The organism is Rhizobium sp. WYCCWR 11152, assembly GCF_013087615.1.
Taxonomy (GTDB): domain Bacteria; phylum Pseudomonadota; class Alphaproteobacteria; order Rhizobiales; family Rhizobiaceae; genus Rhizobium; species Rhizobium indicum.
The window spans coordinates 364,056-383,352 of record NZ_JABFCP010000011.1 but is presented as its reverse complement, the minus strand read 5'-3'; the positions used below and the strand labels follow the sequence as shown (position 1 = coordinate 383,352).

19 protein-coding genes and 1 tRNA gene are annotated in these 19,297 nt (G+C 61.3%); 9 read left to right on the top strand and 11 right to left on the bottom strand.

Going from position 1 to position 19,297, the window contains the following annotated elements; genetic code table 11:
* Positions 1–51 precede the first annotated feature (51 nt).
* Together G9X67_RS23425 and G9X67_RS23420 are read left to right on the top strand one after the other, a co-directional pair.
* Positions 52–1,125 (top strand): trifunctional transcriptional activator/DNA repair protein Ada/methylated-DNA--[protein]-cysteine S-methyltransferase, encoded by a 1,074-nt coding sequence (locus tag G9X67_RS23425; RefSeq protein WP_171599812.1) that lies wholly within the window; start codon positions 52–54, stop codon positions 1,123–1,125.
* On the top strand, positions 1,122–1,892 hold the full coding sequence (locus G9X67_RS23420) for an isocitrate lyase/phosphoenolpyruvate mutase family protein (RefSeq protein WP_171599811.1): 771 nt from the start codon (positions 1,122–1,124) through the stop codon (positions 1,890–1,892). The genes G9X67_RS23425 and G9X67_RS23420 overlap by 4 nt, the downstream gene beginning before the upstream one ends.
* Positions 1,893–2,062: 170 nt before the next feature.
* Here the strand turns inward: G9X67_RS23420 and G9X67_RS23415 are convergent, their stop codons facing one another.
* Positions 2,063–3,211 carry an alpha-hydroxy acid oxidase gene (locus tag G9X67_RS23415; protein WP_130700798.1) on the bottom strand — a complete coding sequence of 383 codons (1,149 nt, stop codon included), beginning with the start codon at positions 3,209–3,211 and terminating at the stop codon, positions 2,063–2,065.
* A 69-nt stretch (positions 3,212–3,280) separates the two neighbouring features.
* Complete coding sequence (gene argB, locus G9X67_RS23410; RefSeq protein ID WP_011650234.1) at positions 3,281–4,168, bottom strand: acetylglutamate kinase; 888 nt, start codon at positions 4,166–4,168, stop codon at positions 3,281–3,283.
* A 143-nt stretch (positions 4,169–4,311) separates the two neighbouring features.
* On the opposite strand from argB, the gene G9X67_RS23405 reads away from it, so the two are divergent.
* The 3 genes from G9X67_RS23405 (at position 4,312) to G9X67_RS23395 (ending at position 6,259) form a co-directional block, all read left to right on the top strand.
* Positions 4,312–4,851 carry a sigma-70 family RNA polymerase sigma factor gene (locus G9X67_RS23405; RefSeq protein WP_138332336.1) on the top strand — a complete coding sequence of 180 codons (540 nt, stop codon included), beginning with the start codon at positions 4,312–4,314 and terminating at the stop codon, positions 4,849–4,851.
* Positions 4,848–5,567, top strand: coding sequence for an anti-sigma factor (locus tag G9X67_RS23400; protein WP_171599810.1), 720 nt, complete (start codon positions 4,848–4,850; stop codon positions 5,565–5,567). Before G9X67_RS23405 ends, G9X67_RS23400 begins: the two co-directional genes overlap by 4 nt.
* Positions 5,568–5,704: 137 nt before the next feature.
* Complete coding sequence (locus G9X67_RS23395) at positions 5,705–6,259, top strand: fasciclin domain-containing protein (RefSeq protein WP_171599809.1); 555 nt, start codon at positions 5,705–5,707, stop codon at positions 6,257–6,259.
* Positions 6,260–6,531: 272 nt separating this feature from the next.
* Here G9X67_RS23395 and G9X67_RS23390 read toward each other — a convergent pair whose 3' ends face one another.
* From G9X67_RS23390 to rpmH, 8 genes are all read right to left on the bottom strand, one after another.
* On the bottom strand, positions 6,532–7,608 hold the full coding sequence (locus G9X67_RS23390) for a histidine kinase dimerization/phosphoacceptor domain -containing protein (RefSeq protein WP_138332338.1): 1,077 nt from the start codon (positions 7,606–7,608) through the stop codon (positions 6,532–6,534).
* 121 nt (positions 7,609–7,729) lie between these two features.
* On the bottom strand, positions 7,730–8,005 hold the full coding sequence (locus tag G9X67_RS23385) for a hypothetical protein (RefSeq protein WP_003556110.1): 276 nt from the start codon (positions 8,003–8,005) through the stop codon (positions 7,730–7,732).
* A 121-nt stretch (positions 8,006–8,126) separates the two neighbouring features.
* Positions 8,127–8,351, bottom strand: coding sequence for a hypothetical protein (locus G9X67_RS23380; protein WP_024323875.1), 225 nt, complete (start codon positions 8,349–8,351; stop codon positions 8,127–8,129).
* A 132-nt stretch (positions 8,352–8,483) separates the two neighbouring features.
* Positions 8,484–8,693 carry a cold-shock protein gene (locus tag G9X67_RS23375; protein ID WP_003545000.1) on the bottom strand — a complete coding sequence of 70 codons (210 nt, stop codon included), beginning with the start codon at positions 8,691–8,693 and terminating at the stop codon, positions 8,484–8,486.
* A 267-nt stretch (positions 8,694–8,960) separates the two neighbouring features.
* On the bottom strand, positions 8,961–9,614 hold the full coding sequence (gene yihA, locus G9X67_RS23370; RefSeq protein ID WP_062939810.1) for a ribosome biogenesis GTP-binding protein YihA/YsxC: 654 nt from the start codon (positions 9,612–9,614) through the stop codon (positions 8,961–8,963).
* Between the two features lie 153 nt (positions 9,615–9,767).
* Entirely contained in the window at positions 9,768–11,561 is a 1,794-nt protein-coding gene (yidC, locus tag G9X67_RS23365) for a membrane protein insertase YidC (protein WP_171599808.1), read from the bottom strand.
* Positions 11,561–11,962, bottom strand: a complete 402-nt coding sequence (gene rnpA / locus G9X67_RS23360; RefSeq protein WP_029873867.1) for a ribonuclease P protein component — start codon at positions 11,960–11,962, stop codon at positions 11,561–11,563. The genes yidC and rnpA overlap by 1 nt, the downstream gene beginning before the upstream one ends.
* A 20-nt stretch (positions 11,963–11,982) precedes the next feature.
* Positions 11,983–12,117 carry a 50S ribosomal protein L34 gene (rpmH, locus tag G9X67_RS23355; RefSeq protein ID WP_003545006.1) on the bottom strand — a complete coding sequence of 45 codons (135 nt, stop codon included), beginning with the start codon at positions 12,115–12,117 and terminating at the stop codon, positions 11,983–11,985.
* Positions 12,118–12,536: 419 nt separating this feature from the next.
* Here rpmH and G9X67_RS23350 point away from each other — a divergent pair, with 419 nt between their 5' ends.
* The 4 genes from G9X67_RS23350 (at position 12,537) to G9X67_RS23335 (ending at position 18,819) form a co-directional block, all read left to right on the top strand.
* Positions 12,537–14,534 (top strand): methyl-accepting chemotaxis protein, encoded by a 1,998-nt coding sequence (locus G9X67_RS23350; protein ID WP_171599807.1) that lies wholly within the window; start codon positions 12,537–12,539, stop codon positions 14,532–14,534.
* A 218-nt stretch (positions 14,535–14,752) separates the two neighbouring features.
* Positions 14,753–16,273: a HAMP domain-containing sensor histidine kinase gene (locus tag G9X67_RS23345; protein WP_171599806.1), complete on the top strand. Its 1,521-nt coding sequence runs from the start codon at positions 14,753–14,755 to the stop codon at positions 16,271–16,273.
* A gap of 122 nt (positions 16,274–16,395) precedes the next feature.
* Positions 16,396–16,472 (top strand) — tRNA-Arg (locus G9X67_RS23340).
* Positions 16,473–16,947: 475 nt separating this feature from the next.
* Positions 16,948–18,819 (top strand): adenylate/guanylate cyclase domain-containing protein, encoded by a 1,872-nt coding sequence (locus tag G9X67_RS23335; protein WP_171599805.1) that lies wholly within the window; start codon positions 16,948–16,950, stop codon positions 18,817–18,819.
* Between the two features lie 22 nt (positions 18,820–18,841).
* On the opposite strand, the gene G9X67_RS23330 is transcribed toward G9X67_RS23335, so the two are convergent.
* The gene (locus G9X67_RS23330; protein WP_138388315.1) at positions 18,842–19,036 is read right to left on the bottom strand and encodes a hypothetical protein; all 195 of its coding nucleotides are present in this window, start codon (positions 19,034–19,036) and stop codon (positions 18,842–18,844) included.
* Between the last annotated feature and the right edge of the window lie 261 nt (positions 19,037–19,297).

The window sequence follows — 19,297 nt, the reverse complement described above, 5'->3', positions numbered from 1 at the left end:
GACGCCCGATTTTCGGCGGACGGCGCAGGCATGGAATGCTAGAAAGCGGTCATGCTTTTCGAACGCCCCGATGACGATACGCTCTATGATGCCCTGATCGCGCGCAGCGCCGATTATGAGGGCCAGGCCTATGTCTGCGTCAAGACGACAGGCATCTTCTGTCGCCTGACCTGCCCGGCACGCAAGCCGAAGCGGGAAAATACGCTCTTCTTCGACACGATCGCCGCCTGCATGCATTCCGGCTTCCGCCCGTGCCAGCGCTGCAGGCCGCTGGAGCAGCCGGGCAGGGAGCCGATCGTCGATGAGCTGCTTGCCGCGCTCGACCGTGAGCCGCAGCTGCGCTGGACCGAAGATGAGCTTGTGCGCCGAGGCCACGATCCCTCGACCGTGCGTCGCGCCTTCAAGCGGGCGCTCGGCATGACCTTCCACGATATCGTCCGCTATCGCCGACTGGGTGAAGCGGCCCGGCAACTGGCCGATGGCGCGCGCGTCATCGATGCGCAGCTCGATGCGGGATATGACTCCCCAAGCGGTTTCCGGGCGGCTTTCCAGCGGCTGGTCGGCAAGGCGCCGGCGCTGTGGCAGAACCGCGAACTGCTCTTTGCCGACTGGTTCGACACCCCGCTCGGGCCGATGATAGCCGTCGCCGACCAGACGCATCTGCATCTTCTCGAATTCCACGACCGTAAGGCGCTGCCGACCGAGCTCGAGGCGCTGCAGAAGCGCATCCGCTCGTCGGTCGCGATCGGCCGCACGCCGGCGATTGATCAGATCGCGGCGGAGATCCGGGATTATTTCGAAGGACGGCTCACCGTCTTCAAGACGCCATTGGCGCCCGGCGGCACACCCTTCGAAAAACATGTCTGGGCAAAGCTCATGGAGATTCCTGCTGGCCAGACGCGCGCCTATGGCGATCTCGCAAGGGAAATGGAAAGGCCGGAAGTGGTGCGTGCTGTCGGCCGCGCCAATGGCGCCAACCAGCTTGCCATCATCGTGCCCTGCCATCGCATCCTCGGCGCGGATGGTTCGTTGACCGGCTATGGCGGCGGGCTCTGGCGCAAGCAATGGCTGCTGCGGCATGAAGAGAAGATCAGCACGCAAGCAAAGATGGAGGAGACAGCATGAACCAGAACGAAAAGGCCAAGGCATTCGGCGCATCGCATCGCAAGGGCGCCCCGGTTGTTCTTTACAATATCTGGGATGCCGGCACGGCCAAGGCCGTCGCCGATGGCGGCGCCAAGGCGCTTGCCACAGGAAGCTGGTCGGTCGCGGCTGCCCATGGTTATGCCGACGGCGAGAAGCTGCCGATGTCGGTGCTGGTCGAGACCGCGAAATCCATCACCGCTGTCATCGACCTGCCGCTTTCGGTCGATTTCGAAGGCGCCTATTCGGCCGAGGCTGAGGGTGCGGCCGCCAATGTCGCCAAGCTGGTGGAGGTCGGCGCTATCGGCATCAATTTCGAGGATCAGGTGGTCGGCGGTGGCGGGCTTTATCCGGCCGAGAGGCAGGCGGCCCGCATCCGCGCCATTCGCGCCATGGCGGAAGGCAAGGGCATTCCCTTCTTCATCAACGCCCGCACCGATCTCTTCCTGGCCGAGAGCGATCTTTCCAAACATGCCGGACTGGTGGACGAGGCGATCGAGCGAGGCAAAGCCTATGCGGCGGCCGGCGGCAGCGGCTTCTTCGTTCCCGGCTTGATCGATCCCGCCTTGATCGAGAAGATCTGCGCGGCATCGCCGCTTCCGGTCAACATCATGATGCGGACAGGCGCCCCGGATGTGAAGACGCTGGCAAAACTCGGCGTCGGCCGCGTCAGTTATGGTCCGGGGCCTTACCGATCAATGATGGAGAAGCTGAAACAGGAGGCGGCGGCGATTTATAGCCTGCTCTGACGTCGAATGCCCGAGGGCCGCAGATCTAAAGCATGTCGCGCAAAAGTGTGCAGCGGTTTTGCGACAACGGCATGCGTAAAAACAAAGAGCTAAAGCGCGACGAGCGAATCCGAAAGATCGCGACGCGCTTTAGTGCGAAAGCTGCGGCCCGGAATGAAATCCCGTTCCGCTCAGGAACGGAAGCGCAGATTCCGCCGGCTGAGCTGGCTGACCGAGGTGCAGCCCATCAGCTTCATGCCGCGCTCGATCTCGGTGCGCATCGTCTCCAGCGCCCGTTCGACGCCGGGCTGTCCGGCAGCGGCAAGCGGGAAGAGATAGTAGCGCCCGAGCCCGACGGCCTTCGCCCCCAGCGACAATGCTTTAAGAACATGCGTTCCCCGCTGCACGCCGCCATCCATCATCACGTCGATCCGGTCGCCCACGGCGTCGACGATCTCGGCCAACTGGTCGAATGCGCTGCGCGAGCCGTCGAGCTGGCGCCCGCCGTGATTGGAAAGCACGATGCCGCTGCAGCCGATCTCGGCCGCGCGCTTGGCGTCCTCGACCGACATGATGCCCTTCAGGCAGAATGGCCCGCCCCATTCGCGCACCATCTCCGCCACGTCGTCCCAGGACATCGAGGGGTCCAGCATCTCGGTGAAGTATCGGCTGATCGACAGCGTGCCGCCATCCATCTTGACGTGGTTTTCGAGCTGCGGCAGCCGGAAGCGCTCGTGCGTCAGCCAGTCGATCGCCCAGGAAGGCTTGATCGCGAACTGGGTCATGCCGGCAAGATTGAGCTTGAAGGGAATGGCAAAGCCGGTGCGTTTGTCGCGCTCGCGGTTGCCGCCGGTGATGCTGTCGACCGTCAGCATCATCGCCTGCACGCCGGCATTTTTCGCTCGCGCCATCATCTCGCGGTTGAGGCCGCGGTCCTTGTGGAAATAGAACTGATAGACCTGCGGCCCATTGCTGATCTGTCTCGCTTCCTCCAGGCTGATCGTGCCGAGCGAGGAGACGCCGAACATCGTCCCATGTTTTGCCGCCGCCGCCGCGACCGCCCGCTCTCCCTGGTGGTGAAAAAGCCGCTGCAGCGCCGTCGGTGAGCAATAGACCGGCATTGCGAGCTTCTGGCCCATGACGGTCACCGACATGTCGACATCGGCCACACCGCGCAAAACGTCGGGCACCAGATCGCAGGCCTCGAAGGCCGCGGTATTGCGCCGGTACGTCACCTCGTCATCGGCACCGCCGTCGATATAGTCGAATATCGGTCCGGGAAGACGCCGTTTAGCCATGCGCCGGAAATCGTGAAAATTATAGCAGTCTGTCAGGCGCATTTGTTTCCTCGATACCCTGTTTCCGCGTCAGGAAGATCCGCTCTTCGCAAGTGAAGGGCGCAGCCTGGTTCAGGGAACGATCAGCGTTCCGACGCCGTGCTCGGTGAAGATCTCGAGCAGCACGGAATGGGCGGTCTTGCCGTTCAGGATAACGACGCCCTGCACGCCGGCCTTGATCGCATCGATGCAGGTCTCGACCTTGGGGATCATGCCGCCCGAGATCGTGCCATCGGCGATCAGCGCATGTGCTTCGGCGACCGAAAGCTCCTTGATGAGCTGGCCGTTCTTGTCGAGCACGCCGGGCACATCGGTCAGGAACAGCAGTCGAGTGGCGTTCAGCGCGCCGGCAATGGCGCCGGCAAAGGTATCGGCGTTGATATTGTAGGTGGCGCCGTCACGGCCAGGCGCGACGGGGGCGATGACCGGGATCATCTCGGAGCGGGCGAGCAGATCGAGCAGCGTCCGGTCGACCTCGACCACTTCGCCGACGAAACCGAGATCGAGCACGCGCTCGATGTTCGAATCCGGATCCTTCACGGTCTTGCGCGCCTTTTCGGCGAAGACCATGTTGCCGTCCTTGCCGCAAAGGCCGATCGCCCATTCGCCGGTCTGGTTGATGAGCGCGACGATTTCCTTGTTGATCGAGCCGGCGAGCACCATCTCGACGATCTCGACCGTTTTCTGGTCGGTGACGCGAAGGCCGCCCTCGAATTTCGATTCGATGCCCATCTTGCTCAGCATGGCGCCGATTTGCGGGCCGCCGCCATGAACGACGATCGGGTTGACGCCCGATTGCTTCAACAGCGCGATGTCGCTGGCAAAGGCCTTGCCGAGCTCGGGATTGCCCATGGCGTGGCCGCCATATTTCACGACAATCGTCTTGTTCTCGTAACGCTGCATGAAGGGCAGTGCCTTGGCCAGAAGCCGTGCCTGCATTTCGCTTTCGGTTTCGTTCATGGGAACCCCGCAGAATTGTTCGCGGCCTTTTATCGCAAGTTTCTGACAGAGGGAATAATCCAGAGGGCAATAGTTTTTCGTATCTGTCGCGGAGCCGGACGCCGTTACCGTCTGGCGCACGCAAGCTTGAGATGAGGAACGGCATGCAAGGCGATGAGATCGCAGACTTGATCGGCCGCGTCGCACTCGGCGATCGCAGGGCTTTCGTGGCCCTCTACAATCAGACCGCACCGAAACTTTTTTCGATCTGCCTGCGTATCTTGAAGGATCGCACGGAAGCCGAAGAAGCTCTGCAGGAAGTCTATATCAGCATCTGGCAACGCGCTCGCAGCTTCTCCGTCGCCTCGGGTTCGTCCTCGGCATGGCTGGCGGCGATCGCCCGCAATCGGTCGATCGATGCGCTGCGGGCGCGCAAGCCCGTCGCCGACGAATTGGACACGGTCTACGATCTTGCCGATGCCGGACCCGACCCGGAAATGCAGACGGTGACCAAGGATGAAGGAAGGCGGATTGACACCTGCATGGAAGAGTTGGAAGCTGATCGTGCGGTCGCGGTGAAACGGGCTTATGTCGAAGGGCTGAGCTATCAGGAACTGGCCGATCAGTTTGGTGTCCCGCTGAACACGATGCGGACCTGGCTCAGACGCAGCCTCTTGAAACTGAGAGAGTGCATGGAACGATGACATCGCCCGACAAAAGCAAGGGAGACCGCTCCCGCGACGAGGTTCTCGCCGGCGAATATGTGCTTGGCGTCCTGTCGTTGCAGGATCGCCGGGTGGTGGAAGAGCGCATGCGCCACGACCGCCCCTTCGCTGCGATCGTCAGCCGCTGGGAAACCAACCTCTCTTCCTTCAACGACGAGTATGAAGGCGTTGCTCCGAACCGGGAAACCTTCAAGCAGATCGAGGCGCGGCTGTTCGGCGATGGCCAAAAGCCCCCATCCTTTTCGCAGGGGCTCTGGAATTCCGCCGTTTTCTGGCGTTCGCTGAGCTTCGCTTGCATCGTTGTTGCCGTCAGCGCCGTCATCTTCGCCTCCGGCGTGGTGCCGGAGCCGCAGGGACCGGCACCGCTGGTGGCCTCGCTTTCGGGCCAGAACAGCACCATCAATCTTCTTGCCTCCTACGAGCTGCAGAGCGGCCGGCTGAAGATCGTGCCGGTCGCCGCCGGTAAGCCGGAGGAGAAGTCGCTGGAACTCTGGCTGGTACCGGGCAGCGGCATGACGAGATCGCTCGGCGTCTTCCAGCCGGGCGAAAGCGGTGAACTTGTCATTCCCGCCGAACTGCGCAGCCAACTCGCCGATGGCGCAACGCTTGCCGTCAGCCTCGAACCCTTCGGCGGCTCGCCGACCGGCCAGGCAACCGGTCCGGTGATCGCAAGCGGCCCCCTGCGCCGACCCTAATCGCACCGGTCATGATCGTGTCGGTCATAAATCATTTCTCCTGTCTGAAACTCTTCGGCGCGGCCCTCCGTAGTTCGAAATGTCCGGACGACGCTCAGGCATAAAGCCGGCGGACTGTATCCGGTGAGGAGAAAATCATGATCAAGTCCGTATTGCGCGGCTTCGCGCTCGCCGCCGCCATGTCCGCTGTCGCCTTTGCCGCCGCGAAAAACCCGACGGTCGGCGGTGCGGCGATGTTCGATAGCAAGAACATCATCGAGAACGCCGTGAACTCCAAGGATCACACGACGCTGGTCGCAGCCGTCAAGGCAGCCGGCCTGGTCAGCACGCTCGAGGGCAAAGGCCCCTTCACCGTCTTTGCGCCGACCAACGAAGCTTTCGCCGCCCTGCCGAAGGGCACCGTCGATACACTGCTGAAGCCGGAAAACAAAGCGACGCTCACCAAGGTTCTGACCTGCCACGTCGTTGCCGCCGATGCGATGGCCAAGACCGTCGCCAAGATGATCAAGGATGACGGAGGCGAGCACGACATCAAGACCGTCGGCGGCTGCGTGCTGAAGGCCAAGGAAAACATGGGCAAGATCACGCTGACCGATGAAAACGGCGGCGTCTCCCATGTGACGATCGCCGACGTCAAGCAATCGAACGGCGTCATCCACGTCGTCGACAAGGTGCTGCTGCCGAAGATGTAGGCCCGCTCGTATCGGCAGATGCATTGGGGCGCTCCTAGAGCAATTCCAGGAAAAGTGCAGAGCGGTTTTCCGTCCGGAATTGCGCAAAAACAAAAGGTTAGAGCGGTTCTGCGCTTCCATAAAAAGCTGAACCGCTCTAAGGGCGCCCCAAACACAATTGATGAGGTGGCTAGCGCATAACCCCGAAAATCGGAATCGATTTTCGGAAAGGATTACGCGCAGATTCAAAGTGATAGAGCGTCCCTAGCGCGTCTGAAAAGACGCACGGCGCTCTATCGGGCCGCTTCAGTTCTCGGGAAGACGAGGGAAACACTCATGCCGGTGTCAGGGGATGAGCTGACTTCAACCTCGGCGCGGGCATTCTGTTTCAGCGACTGTACGATCATCGCGCTCAGCTTTCCCGGCTGCGGCCAGGTCACATCCTGGGGAAGACCGACCCCGTTATCAGCAACGGTGATCCTGCACCCGGTATCGCTGACGACACAGCGGAGCGTGATTTCGCCGCCATCGCGCCCCAAGAAGGCATGCTTCAGCGTATTGGTGAGGAGTTCGTTGATGACGAGGCCGGCCGGCATGGCGACATCGACCGAAACCGGCCAGGTATCGACCTTCATGTCCAGCCGGATCCCTTCCACGGCATGGGCCGCCATCACCGAGGCGGCAATCTGGCTGACATAGGTACCAAGATCGACTGTGGCGCCTTTCTCTTCGTCTGACAGCGAGCGATAGAGCAGGGCCAAGGCTTCAATCCGCCCGGCAAGCCGTGCAAACCTTTCGCTTTCCTCATTCTGTTGAGCATTGCGCGCCTCCATTCGGATGAGCGCCGTGATCATCTGAAGATTGTTCTTCACGCGATGCTGTAGTTCCCGCAGAAGGACATCTTTCTCCGTCAGCAGTTCGCTGAAGCTCTCAGCGGCCGTCGCCTCATTGCGGGCAGCAAAGGCCACCAATCGGAAGAGTGGGGTGTCATCATCGTCGACGATCGTATTCGACCAAACATCGATAATGACGGTGCTCTCGGGTTCGGCGGCGAGCGAGAAGGCACCAACATACTCTTCCGCAGAGGTCACCGCGGCTGTGAGCGGCACCTCTCCGGAGACGGCGGTGGAGTTCAATTTAATTTCCGGCCAGGGTTTTCCCTGGACCTCGGTTGCCTCAAGCGCCGTCAGCCGTTCGAATTCGAGATTGACATAAACCAGCGGCTCGTCGCCACCGAGTTCTGAGACAGCCACCGCGAATGGCACATGATCGAGAAAGTGTCGAAACCGGTCGTCATCAAGGGCTTCGGCAAGATGGGGCAAGTTGCCGACGCCTTCCGGCGAAATCGGCTGGTCTTTGCTATCGGTCATCAAATATTACTCTTGGACGCGGCTTTTCCCGCACAGCAGGAGAACTAGGGTTGCTTTAAAAACTGCTGGGACGCAAGCGTTGATCGGCGGCACGTCCATCGATTTCCTGCCACAGGGTGATTTAAGCCCGGTCATAGGTAAATGACGTCAGCAGGGTCGTAACGAAATTGCTCGCCCTTTCCTTGACCAGCACTTCCGTCCATTCATCAGTCCCGCGCAGCCGCAAATCCGTGTAAATACTGTCGACGGCCGCTTCTTCGATACGCTTGATATGCGTCTTGAACGAAGCCTCGCCGCCGCCGTGATACATGTCTCTGATCACCATGCGCAGAATTTCCTGAATGGCGATCTGCCAGGCAGTATTGATCGACTGAAGTTCCTGCGGAGTCTCTGCCATTGATGCTTCCTTGATGCGAGTGAATGTCAGCACGCCTTCGCCCATGCTGCAGCGAGCGATCTGCAAGCCCGTCGATTCAGACGCGTTTTAAATCTCGAGGCTTGGCGATCGGGTTGTGATCTCAGCGGGCCCTGGCGCGTTTCGCAACGAGGGCAGAGGTTGCCGACACCCGGTCACTCTGTTCCCTGGCAAGCCGGGCCTCCCGAAGCCGCAACGTCTTTGCCTGTTGCGATTGGGCGTCGGATTCGAGCTCTTCGGCCGCCTGGTTCTTCGCGAAGAACTGGGTCTGGACGTTGCCGAAGGCAATCTCCGCCCGCTGTCGAGATTTGCTGTATGTCTCTGTCATGTTGGCTCCGATACGGATGGGCTCGACGCGCGAGCGAAAACAAAAAAGGCCAGGCAAATTGCCTGGCCTTGGATTGATAACGTGCTTCCGGCAGTGCCAGTACATCCGTGGTCAAAGGGAAGCGATACCGATTTAAGCGTTCTGGAGATTGCAAGCGGACATCTTGCCCGACTTGTTGTCACGCTCGAGGTCGAAGCCGATCTTCTGGCCTTCGACGAGTTCGCGCATTCCGGCGCGCTCGACGGCGGAGATGTGAACGAAGGCGTCGTCGCCGCCATTATCAGGCTGAATGAAGCCGAAGCCTTTGGTGGAATTGAACCATTTAACGGTGCCAGTGGCCATGATGATGAACCCTTTCATAGCAATATTGAAGAACCGCAACGCCAAGGCGATGCGGATGGTGATAGCGATTTTTGAAAGGAAGTTCGTTCAGAGCGCGGTGCCAATCGCGCGATAACCAAGCCAGCAAGCAAAATTCGATGATCGATGTCTAGCTCATCGAGCTTGCATCGTCAACCTTTAGTTTTCAATTGGAAACATATTCAACTTTGAGGTGTCGCGGAGGCCTTTACACCAGACAGGTCGCCGCGTCCGGGCCGCTTACGCCCTCTACTTCCAGCGGGCGATGCCGACGGTTTCGGCGATCGCCTGGCGCAGTTCGTCCAGCCCGTCGCCCTTTTCGGACGAGGTGGACAGCACGCCGGGATAGGCGGCCGGGCGCTTGCGGATCTTTTCCGCCGTTTCGGCAATGAGCTTCGGCACGCCAGCCGCCTTGATCTTGTCGGTCTTGGTCAGCACGATCTGGTAGGAGACGGCGGCCTTGTCGAGCAGATCAAGCACATCGTCGTCGTTCTTCTTGATGCCGTGGCGGCTGTCGATCAGCACATAGACGCGCTTCAGCGTCGCGCGGCCGCGCAGATAATCGAAGACGAGCTTGGTCCACTTGTCGACCTGCTCCTTCGGTGCCTGCGCATAACCATAACCCGGCATGTCGACGATCGCCGTCGGCGGCAGGTCTTGGCCTTCGCCGGAATAACCGTCCGGCACGAAATAATTGAGTTCCTGCGTGCGTCCGGGCGTGTTCGAGGTGCGCGCCAGGCCCTTCTGGCCGACCAGCGCATTGATCAGCGAGGATTTACCGACATTAGAGCGACCGGCAAAGGCCACTTCCAGCGGCCCTTCCGGCGGCAGGAAGTTCAGGGACGGCACGCCGCGGATGAAGATCCATGGGTGGCCGAAGAGCGGCTTTTCGGTTTCGGGCATGCGGGCTCTGCAATCTCTGGGTTGGGTCTTTTACCGGGCTTCATGGTTTTGCGGGCGGATGTCAAGCTTTTCAGGCGCCTGCGCGGCATGCCTTGTGTCCTTCGTCCGCCACCCGGAAATGAAAAGCCCCGCCGGAGCGGGGCTTGGCAAGCGTCATTTCGACGGCGCTTCTTTTCGTCGGAACAGACCCTTCAGATTGTCGAAGAGTTCGACCTTGACGCCGTGGCGCTTCATGATCAGCCCCTGCTGCGCCACCGAGAGCGTGTTGTTCCAGGCCCAGTAGATGACCAGACCGGCCGGGAAGCTTGCCAGCATGAACATGAACACCAGCGGCATCCAGTTGAAGATCATCGCCTGCGTCGGATCGGGCGGCGTCGGGTTCATGCGCATCTGCACGAACATGGTGACGCCCATGATCAGCGGCCAGACGCCGAGGTGCAGCAGCGTCGGCCCCTCGAAAGGCAGCAGGCCGAACAGATTGACGATCGTCGTCGGATCGGGCGCCGAAAGGTCCTTGATCCAGCCGAAGAAGGGTGCGTGCCGCATTTCGATGGTGATGTAGATCACCTTGTAGAGCGAGAAGAAGATCGGGATCTGCAGCGCCACCGGCCAGCAGCCGGCGATCGGGTTGATCTTTTCTTCCTTGTAGAGCTGCATCGTTGCCTGCTGCAGCCCCATGCGGTCGTCGGCGAATTTCGCCTTCAGTTCCTCCATCTTCGGCTGCATGCGCTTCATGTTCGCCATCGAAGCGTACTGCTTGCTGGCGAGCGGGAAGAACAGAGCCTTGACGACGATGGTGGTGCACAGGATCGCCACGCCGAAATTGCCGAAGTAGCGGAAGAAGAAGTCCATCAGCTTGAACATCGGCTTGGTGATGAAATAGAACCAGCCCCAGTCGATCAGCCGGTCGAACTTCGGGATCGAGTAGCTGGCCTCATAACCGTCGATGACGGGCACTTCCTTGGCGCCGGCGAAGACGAGGTTCTTCAGCGCGATCGATTGGCCAGGCGCAACGGTGAAAGCATCTTCCTTGTAGTCGGCCTGATAGCGCGGCTGACCGTCGGCAAAATGCGAGAAGCTTGCCTCATAGGGAGCGCTCTGCGGTGGAACGATCGTCGCGGCCCAGTATTTGTCGGTAATGCCGAGCCAGCCACCGGTGGATTTGGCCGGCTTGACGGCTTCCTTTTCGGCGGCGGTATATTTGGTTTCGATCAGGCCGTCATCGCCGATGACGCCGATGAAGCCTTCATGCAGCACGTAGACGGAGGGCGTCGTCGGCTTGTTGTAACGCGTGACACGGCCGTAAGAATTGAGCGAGGCGGGAGCCTGGCCGGCATTCTCGATCTTGTCGGCGACGGTGAACATGTAGCGTTCGTCGACGGAGATGGTGCGGGTGAAGGTCAGGCCCTTGTCATTGGTGTAGGAAAGCGTCACCGGCGTCTTTTCGGTAAGCTTGGCGCCCTCCGGCGCAGTCCAGAGCGTCGAGGGACCGGGAACGCTGCCCGTCGCGTCACTGCCGATATAGCCGAGCTCGGTGAAGTAACCGTCCTTGGTTTCGGCCGGGCTGAACAGCGTGATGATCGGGCTCGAGTCGTCGACGGTCTCGTGGTAGCCCTTGAGCTTCAGGTCGTCGAGGCGGGCGCCGGCAAGGTTGATCGAACCGGAAAGGGCAGCAGTGTCGATGACGACGCGCGGGGTCTTTGCCAGCGCCTGTTCGAGCGTCGCTGTTGCGGCCGCCTGGCTGGAAGGTGCCGCACCGCTCGGCTGGGCCGGCGTCTCGCCGCCGGCTGCCGGCTGCTGCACCTGCTCGGTCTGTTGCTGCGCCTTCTGGGCTTCCTGCGCCTTGCGCTGGGCCTCGATGCGCGGATTCATATAGAGAAACTGCCAGCCGAGGACGATCAGCACCGAGAGAGCGATCGCAATGAAATAATTGCGGTTGTTTTCCATCATACGTTCCTGGGGCGTCCGTCTCCGGAGCGCCGGTGTTTCGGCCTGGTTTCCACGCGGGATTTCAGTTCCGCGGCCAATTCCTGGAAGGACGCGTCAAGCACGTCCCTGCGCGCGACAACCACATAGTCGTGTCCGGGCTGCATTGCAAACCCCGCATGAAGCCGCACCGCCTCTTTCAGGCGGCGGCGCATACGGTTCCGTTCGACCGCGTTGCCATGTTTTTTGGTGACTGTAAAACCGACGCGTGCCTGGCTGTCGGGTTCCTTCCGGTCGAGGACTTCGAGAAGGAAGAAGCCGCCCCGGCGTTTTTCGCCCTCGCGCGCGGCAAGAAACTGCGGGCGGCTCTTCAGCCGCCCGACAGTGTGTTTCTTCTCACTGATCGTCAATTCGCCCGCCATCTCTTACCGGGCAACCCGGCTTACGCCGACAGACGATTGCGGCCCTGCGCGCGGCGGGCTGCGATGACCTTGCGGCCACCCTTCGTGGACATGCGGGCACGGAAACCGTGGCGACGCTTGCGAACAAGCTTGGATGGTTGGTAGGTACGCTTCATTTATTTTAAACACCGCGGAGTGCGGCCCTTCTTGAATTTGCATAATGCAAGGAGCGTTGTTTTTCGAACGGGCGGGCCATGAAAGGCCTGAGTGACCGGACGTGCGCGGGCTTATAAGGATGAAGCCCATAAAAGTCAATTATGCCGGATAATTTCACTCTGCGCTGCCGGTCCCGAAAGTAATTTCGCACTCTGGTGTTAAGAAATTAGGCCTGCCCTGAGTGGTTGTAATTTTGCGCCGCGGCAGATCGATCGCCCCGGTTTTCAGGCGTTTACGCCGCCCGACCGTATTCGGCATGGATCAATTCCGAAGCCATAATCGTAAATATTAGAAATCTAACTTTAATAAATTTCGCCGATATTCAACGTATCGACTGGGAATTTGCTTTCCAGGCAGTGGCGTAGCTAGGAGCATTGCATTGAAGATCCGGGGCAAAATTAATCTGCTGGTTTGCGTGATGGGCGCGGTCGCACTTCTGATCGGTGCGACGGCATTGTCCGCCATGCACGAATACAGTCGCAACCTGACGGCTTACGAGCAGGCCGCCAGCCGCGCCTATGCCGGCGAACGCCTCAATCGTTTCGTCACCGCCGTGGTCATGGAATCGCGCGGTATCTATGCCGCCAAAACGATCAAGGATACGCCGAACTTCGCCAAGGGCTTGCTGGCCGGCCTCGACGAGATCGACAAGGTCATCTCGGGCTGGGCGCCGCTCGTTCCCGAGGATGAAAAGGACGATTTTGCCAAGCTTGTCGCGCGCGCCGCGGAATTCCGCACCTTCCGCACGGAAACGGCCCGCCTCGGCACGGAAGTCGGCCCCGAAGCCGCCGGCCAACAAGGCAACAATGACGCCAACCGCGCCAACCGCAAGGCGTTCCAGGCGGAAATCGATGCCGTCGTCGCCATCGACAAGGCAGCGCTGGAGACCGTCAACGCCGAGATCGAGAGCTTCCGCTCCTGGGTGCTGATGCTTGTGCTCAGCATCACCGGCATCGGCATCGCGGTCGGCGTCGGCATGGGCTTCTATATCGGCACCAGCCATCTCAGCCGCCCGATCAAGCGCGTCACCCATGCGATCAAGGAAGTTGCCGACGGCAATTTCGACGCCGAGGTCCCCTTTGCCGGCCGTCCGGATGAAATCGGCGAGATGGCCGCAGCGGTAGCGGTCTTCAAGGCGAACGGCCTTGCCGTCAAGCGCCTGAACGCCCAGGAGGCGGCGATGCGCGCCAAGAGCGACGACCTGCAGTCGAGCATGTCCGTCGTCGTGGCTGCGGCAGCAGCCGGCGATTTCGGCCACCGCATCAGCAGGGACTACGAGGACGATAACCTCAATCAGTTTGCCGGCAACATCAACATGCTGCTGTCGAGCGTCGATGCCGGCATCGGTGAGACCCGCCGCGTCATCGCAAGCCTTGCCGAAGGCGACCTCACCCAGACGATGAGCGGCAACTTCCAGGGCGCCTTCGCCGAGCTGCAGCAGAACGTCAACAATACCTTCGTCACCCTGCAGGCGACGATGCGCGAAGTGCGCGAGACGACGGAAGCGATGAACGGCAACACCGCCGAGCTGCGCAATGCCAGCGACGACCTGTCGAAGCGCACCGAGCAGCAGGCAGCCGCCCTCGAAGAGACCTCGGCAGCACTCGACGAGATCACCGCCGTCGTCCAGAATTCCACCGAGCGGGCGCATGAAGCCACCATCATGGTGTCCGAAGCCAAGGAGAATGCCGGCCGCTCCGGCGTCGTCGTGGGCAATGCCGTCGAGGCCATGGGCCGGATCGAGCAGGCCTCGCGCGAAATCAGCCAGATCATCAACGTCATCGATGAGATCGCCTTCCAGACCAACCTCTTGGCGCTGAATGCCGGCGTCGAGGCGGCACGCGCCGGCGATGCCGGAAAGGGCTTCGCGGTGGTCGCGCAGGAAGTGCGCGAACTCGCCCAGCGTTCGGCAACGGCTGCCAAGGACATCAAGGCGCTGATCACCAAATCGGGCAACGAGGTGCAGGTTGGCGTCAAGCTGGTCCAGGCGACCGGCGAGGCGCTGGCCGAAATCGGCACCCGCGTCATTGCCATCAACGATCATATCCATTCGATCGCGACGGCTGCGACCGAACAGTCGACCGGCCTCAAGGAAGTCAATACCGCCGTCAACCAGATGGACCAGGTTACACAGCAGAATGCGGCAATGGTGGAAGAGACGTCCGCCGCCACGCATAGGCTGTCGGCCGAAGCTGGTGGACTGGTGCGCCTCATTGCCCGCTTCAAACTGCCGGATGATGCGCCGGCACCCGTGGCGCTCGTCCGCCACGAGCCGCAAAGACCGGTTGCCTCGCCCGCCCGCCGGGCGATTGCCAAGGTCGCCCGCGCCTTCGGCGGCAATGCGGCCGCAGCCGAGCAGAGCTGGGAAGAGTTTTGATCCTCAGAGCAATTCCAGGAAAAGTGTGAAAGCGATTTTCTGTCCGGAATTGCGTAAAATAAAAGACTCGAGTCACGCCACTCTAACGCCGCCTCCGGGCGGCGTTTCTTTGTGACGACATGACGCTGCTCGCAAAGATTTGAAAGCGGAGCATCTTGGTCTAATATAGAGCTCAACGGTAAGGGCGGCCTGGGTGCTGCCGATCGGGCGAGACGAGAATGCCGATGAGAGACCAGGCCGACAATCCTTCGGCGGAAAACCCGGCGGCCGGCGAGGCCGTAAGGGCGCCGTGCCCGCCTGCCCGTATGTTCGGCGGCCTCTCCGGCAAGCTGCTCTGGCTCACCGTCTTCTTTATCATGCTGGCCGAAATCCTGATCTTCTTTCCCTCGGTCGCCAGCATGCGCGTGCGCTGGCTGCAGGACAGGCTGAACACCGCCGCTGCCGCCGCCATCGTCATCGATGGGCTGCAGCCGGTCGAGCTGCCGCGCGCGCTGCAGAAGGAGACGCTGGAGGCGACCGGCACCAAGGCGATCGTGCTGCGCAAGGACGGCACCTCGCGGCTGCTTGCGACGACCGACATGCCGGCCTCCGTCGATGAAGCCTATGATCTCACTGACGTGCCGCCGGTAACGGCGATACGCGACGCACTCGATACGCTGGTCTTCGGCGGCAGCAGGATAATCCGCGTCTATGGCCCCGTCGGCGAAACCAACACCGGCGTCGAGGTGGTGATGAAGGACAGGCCGCTGCGCAGGGCGATGTTCGTCTATTCCCGCAACGTCCTCTTGCTGTCGGTGCTGATCTCGCTGTTCACGGCGACGCTGATCTTCTTTGCGATCAACCGCATCCTCATCGGCCCGATCCGCCGGCTGACCGGCAGCATGCAGCAATTCTCCTCCGATCCCGAGAACCCCGCCCATATCTATATCGGCGACGGCGGCCGCGACGAACTGGCGGTCGCCGGCCGCAACCTCACCTCGATGCAGATGGAGCTGCAGAAGACGCTGAAGCAGCAGAAGAACCTGGCCGCTCTCGGCCTCGCCGTTTCCAAGATCAATCACGACATGCGCAATATCCTGGCGTCCGCGCAGCTGATGTCGGACCGGCTGGTCGATGTCGATGACCCGATGGTCAAGAGCTTCGCCCCGAAGCTCTTGCGCACCATCGACCGCGCCGTCGGTTATACCACCGAGGTGCTGTCCTACGGCAAGGCGAGCGAATCGGCGCCGCGCCGCCGCCATATCCTGCTTTTGGAACTGACCCAGGAGGTCAAGGACATATTGGCGATCGATCCGCAGAGCGGCATCGAATTCGTCGAGCAGATCGGCGCCGATCTCAAGGTCGATGCCGATGGCGAGCAGCTTTTCCGCGTCATCCACAATCTCTGCCGCAATGCGCTGCAGGCGCTGACGTCGCCGGGCGAGGGCGGCCCAGGCTCCCTGAGGCGCATCACCGTTTCCGCCCAGCGCGTCGGCAGCGTCGTCAGCATCACGGTGGATGATACCGGCCCCGGCATGCCGCTGAAGGCGCGCCAGAACCTTTTTGCCGCCTTCCGCGGTTCCGCCCGCTCCGGCGGCACCGGCCTTGGCCTCACCATCGCCCGCGAGCTGGTGCTCGCCCATGGCGGCACGATCGCGCTGGTGGAAAAACCGACGGTCGGCACCCAGTTCCGCATCGAGATCCCCGACCGCCCGGTTTCGCTGGAGGATTACCGCAGCCGGACGCATATTGAAAAGTGACGGGGTTTGGCAAGGCGCGGCTGCGGAGAGACAAAGACGCGATTTTTTCAGAAATGCTCTTGCATTGTCCCGAAGGACGTTTTAGAGGATCGCCACGCAAGCGGCACCGCCGCATTTTGCACGCACCCGTAGCTCAGCTGGATAGAGCACCAGACTACGAATCTGGGGGTCAGGAGTTCGAATCTCTTCGGGTGCGCCATTTTTCCATACAAAACTGGGCGCTCCAGCCGCAGCCTCTCCGCTCATCACCAGACGTTCCAGAACGTCCCGCCTTCCGAAGATGCGGTTTCCATCGACTTCGACCTGATCGATAACGGAGCGAAGGTAGGCGCGGCGGAAAGGTATCGGCCCTTGCGTTGCCTTCTTCCGCATGAGGCGGGCGACGCGTCGATCTTCTCCTCAGTCCCGCGCGTGTCAGGACGCAACGCCGCGAACGCTCGCTCCAGCGCGGCCTTCGCGTGATCGCGCTCGCCCTCATCGGTGAGGCGACGGGACGGCTCCAGACGAAGTAGAGGCCGGCGGACCGCCAAATTGAGGGACCGTCTAAATATTCACGCATTTATGAGCTGTATTGATTACCGCTTCCCGAATTGCAGGACTAGTCTGAATGATCGCTGCACACCAATTGTTAGCAGTGACGGCCGTGTGCCAAGCCACTCCGTTGGGAGACTGAAATGCAACGCAAGCTCGCGGCAATCATGGCCGCTGATATCGTCGGCTATAGCCGGCTGATGGCCGAGGACGAGTCTTCCACCTATGCAGAGCTGCGCACCGTTTTTGACCATCTGATCGACCCGACTGTCGCCCGCCATGGCGGAACCACCTTCAAAACGACGGGTGACGGCTTCCTTGCGATGTTCCCGAGCGTCAACGCGGCCGTTGATGCGGCACTTGCCATCCAGCAAGGTTTTGACGACGGGCCTTTCAAGCTGCGTATCGGCATCAACCTCGGTGATGTCATCGAGGATAATGGTGATGTCTATGGGGATGGGGTGAACGTCGCGGCCCGGCTTGAAGCCATGACCGAGCCCGGCCAGATATTCGTCAGCGGCGCTGTGGTGATGGCCGCCGAGCGCAACCGCGGCGATCTGTTCGCCCGAGTCGGCCGCAGGCGCGCCAAGAATATTCCCGAGCTGCTTGAAGTGTACCGCGTAAGGCGGGCGGGCTCTTCCTGGTCGATCTGGCGGCAGGTGCCACATGTCCTGCGCTGCAGCGCGGCGCGCTGGTCTTATGGCGTTGCTGCCATCGCTCTCATTCTTATCGGCACCCAGATTTCACCTCTTCCGCTGGCAGCGATGGTGAGCGGCATCCCAACTGCACTCTCTCTGGACCAGACCCGTCGAGACCCCAGACCCTCGATTGCCGTCATGCCGTTCGCAACCATGAGCGGCAGCGGCAACCAGCCTTACTTTGCGGACGGACTGACCGAGGACGTGACCACGGCGCTCGCTCGTAATCCCGAGCTTCAGGTCATCGCCCGCGATTCCACCTATGCCGTGCGCAGTCAGGAGACGGATGTGCGTAAGCTCGCGGCAAAGCTTGGCGTTGATTACGTGGTTGAAGGCAGCGCGCGCCGGGAAGGCGACCAGCTCCGCGTTTCGGCGCAGCTCATTGATGTAGGCACGGGCGCGCACTTATGGTCGCGCAGCTTCGACAAGAAGGTTGCTGACGTTTTCACCGTCCAGAGCGAGCTCACCACGGAAATCGTCGCGCAACTCGCGCCCTATATCGGCCGAAGCGAAGCGGCAGCGGCGGCGCTGCGGCCGACGGATAGTCTGCAGGCCTATGATCTCGTCTTGCAGGCCCGCGACCGTTACCGGCACGGCGCCACTGACCATAACGCTATTCTCGCCGCCCGTGGCCTGTACCAGCGCGCCCTGGAAATGGACCCGGCTTATGCCGCAGCCCGCGCAGGCCTTGCGTTGACCTATATCGGCGAAGTGGCGCAAAGGCCCGGCGGTCAAGCCGCAGCGCCCGAGCTGGATTTGGGGCTCAGTGAGGCGCGGCAGGCCGTGCGGCTCGATCCCAATCTCGGTTTTGGATATCAGGTAATCAGTTTCGGACTTGCGCTGCAGGCGGACTATTCCGGCGGACTTCAGGCGGCGCAGCGTGCGGTCGAACTGAACCCCAACGATCCCGACAGTATGATTGCGCTGGCCAAAGCGCAGGTCCGGTTCGGAGACTATCCGGACGCTGTCGCCAACGCGGAGCGGGCGCGCCGACTGCACCCCATGGCGCCGGAATACTATGCCTACGTGCATGGTCAGGCGCTTTATGCCGATGGCCGCCGCGAAGAGGCGGCCACGGTCATCAGCGAGTGTCTTGTCAGAGCGCCCCGCGATGCGAATTGCCTTCTCATCCAAGCCGCGTTGCAGGGTGGAAGCGGAGAGCTTGAAAAGGCGCAGGCTACCATGGCGAGCCTTGTTGAAGCCCATCCGGCATTCTCGCTGGAAGCGGAAAGGGCTTATCGCCGGTTCGGCGACGAGCCCTTGATGGAAGAGTTCCTGCAGGACCTGGCGAGAGCCAAAGCCCCGGAGACGGCTTGACGTTCCTGTCAGCGTCGCGGTTTTAGAACGATCCGTTCGTGGACTTGGACAGCTCTTCATAGGCATCCAGCTCAATGAGGCGCTGCTCCAGAACAGGGACCACCGCTGATATGGCGTCACCGCCCGCCATGAACTGCTTCGGCGGGTTTTCCAGGCCGGCGAACTGCCGAGAACCGCACTGCCGATTCGCCGTATTCCTCCCGTCGCCGGTCTTCACCGGCTTTCCAGCTGCTTCTTGAGGCTCTCCGATTCACCCCGTGATGGCGCACCCTAGCAGGCCGGGCTCTACGCGAAGCCCCGCGCGATCTCGTCTCGGCCTCTGCAGGTAACGATCCCTTGCGCAAGAAGAGGCTCTGGAATACGCCACCAAAGCAGATGCTCCCGTCTTTATCGCCGTCATCAACGACCGCTACAGCCAGGGTACCATAATTGGATGGTCGCCCGGCAGCGGCTTAGGGCGTCAGTGTTTCCGGAGGAG

Coding starts and splice junctions, on each gene's coding strand:
- G9X67_RS23425 (WP_171599812.1), top strand. CDS start 52: ATGCTTTTCGAACGCCCCGATGACGATACGCTCTATGATGCCCTGATC.
- G9X67_RS23420 (WP_171599811.1), top strand. CDS start 1,122: ATGAACCAGAACGAAAAGGCCAAGGCATTCGGCGCATCGCATCGCAAG.
- G9X67_RS23415 (WP_130700798.1), bottom strand. CDS start 3,211: ATGCGCCTGACAGACTGCTATAATTTTCACGATTTCCGGCGCATGGCT.
- argB (WP_011650234.1), bottom strand. CDS start 4,168: ATGAACGAAACCGAAAGCGAAATGCAGGCACGGCTTCTGGCCAAGGCA.
- G9X67_RS23405 (WP_138332336.1), top strand. CDS start 4,312: ATGCAAGGCGATGAGATCGCAGACTTGATCGGCCGCGTCGCACTCGGC.
- G9X67_RS23400 (WP_171599810.1), top strand. CDS start 4,848: ATGACATCGCCCGACAAAAGCAAGGGAGACCGCTCCCGCGACGAGGTT.
- G9X67_RS23395 (WP_171599809.1), top strand. CDS start 5,705: ATGATCAAGTCCGTATTGCGCGGCTTCGCGCTCGCCGCCGCCATGTCC.
- G9X67_RS23390 (WP_138332338.1), bottom strand. CDS start 7,608: ATGACCGATAGCAAAGACCAGCCGATTTCGCCGGAAGGCGTCGGCAAC.
- G9X67_RS23385 (WP_003556110.1), bottom strand. CDS start 8,005: ATGGCAGAGACTCCGCAGGAACTTCAGTCGATCAATACTGCCTGGCAG.
- G9X67_RS23380 (WP_024323875.1), bottom strand. CDS start 8,351: ATGACAGAGACATACAGCAAATCTCGACAGCGGGCGGAGATTGCCTTC.
- G9X67_RS23375 (WP_003545000.1), bottom strand. CDS start 8,693: ATGGCCACTGGCACCGTTAAATGGTTCAATTCCACCAAAGGCTTCGGC.
- yihA (WP_062939810.1), bottom strand. CDS start 9,614: ATGCCCGAAACCGAAAAGCCGCTCTTCGGCCACCCATGGATCTTCATC.
- yidC (WP_171599808.1), bottom strand. CDS start 11,561: ATGGAAAACAACCGCAATTATTTCATTGCGATCGCTCTCTCGGTGCTG.
- rnpA (WP_029873867.1), bottom strand. CDS start 11,962: ATGGCGGGCGAATTGACGATCAGTGAGAAGAAACACACTGTCGGGCGG.
- rpmH (WP_003545006.1), bottom strand. CDS start 12,117: ATGAAGCGTACCTACCAACCATCCAAGCTTGTTCGCAAGCGTCGCCAC.
- G9X67_RS23345 (WP_171599806.1), top strand. CDS start 14,753: ATGCCGATGAGAGACCAGGCCGACAATCCTTCGGCGGAAAACCCGGCG.
- G9X67_RS23335 (WP_171599805.1), top strand. CDS start 16,948: ATGCAACGCAAGCTCGCGGCAATCATGGCCGCTGATATCGTCGGCTAT.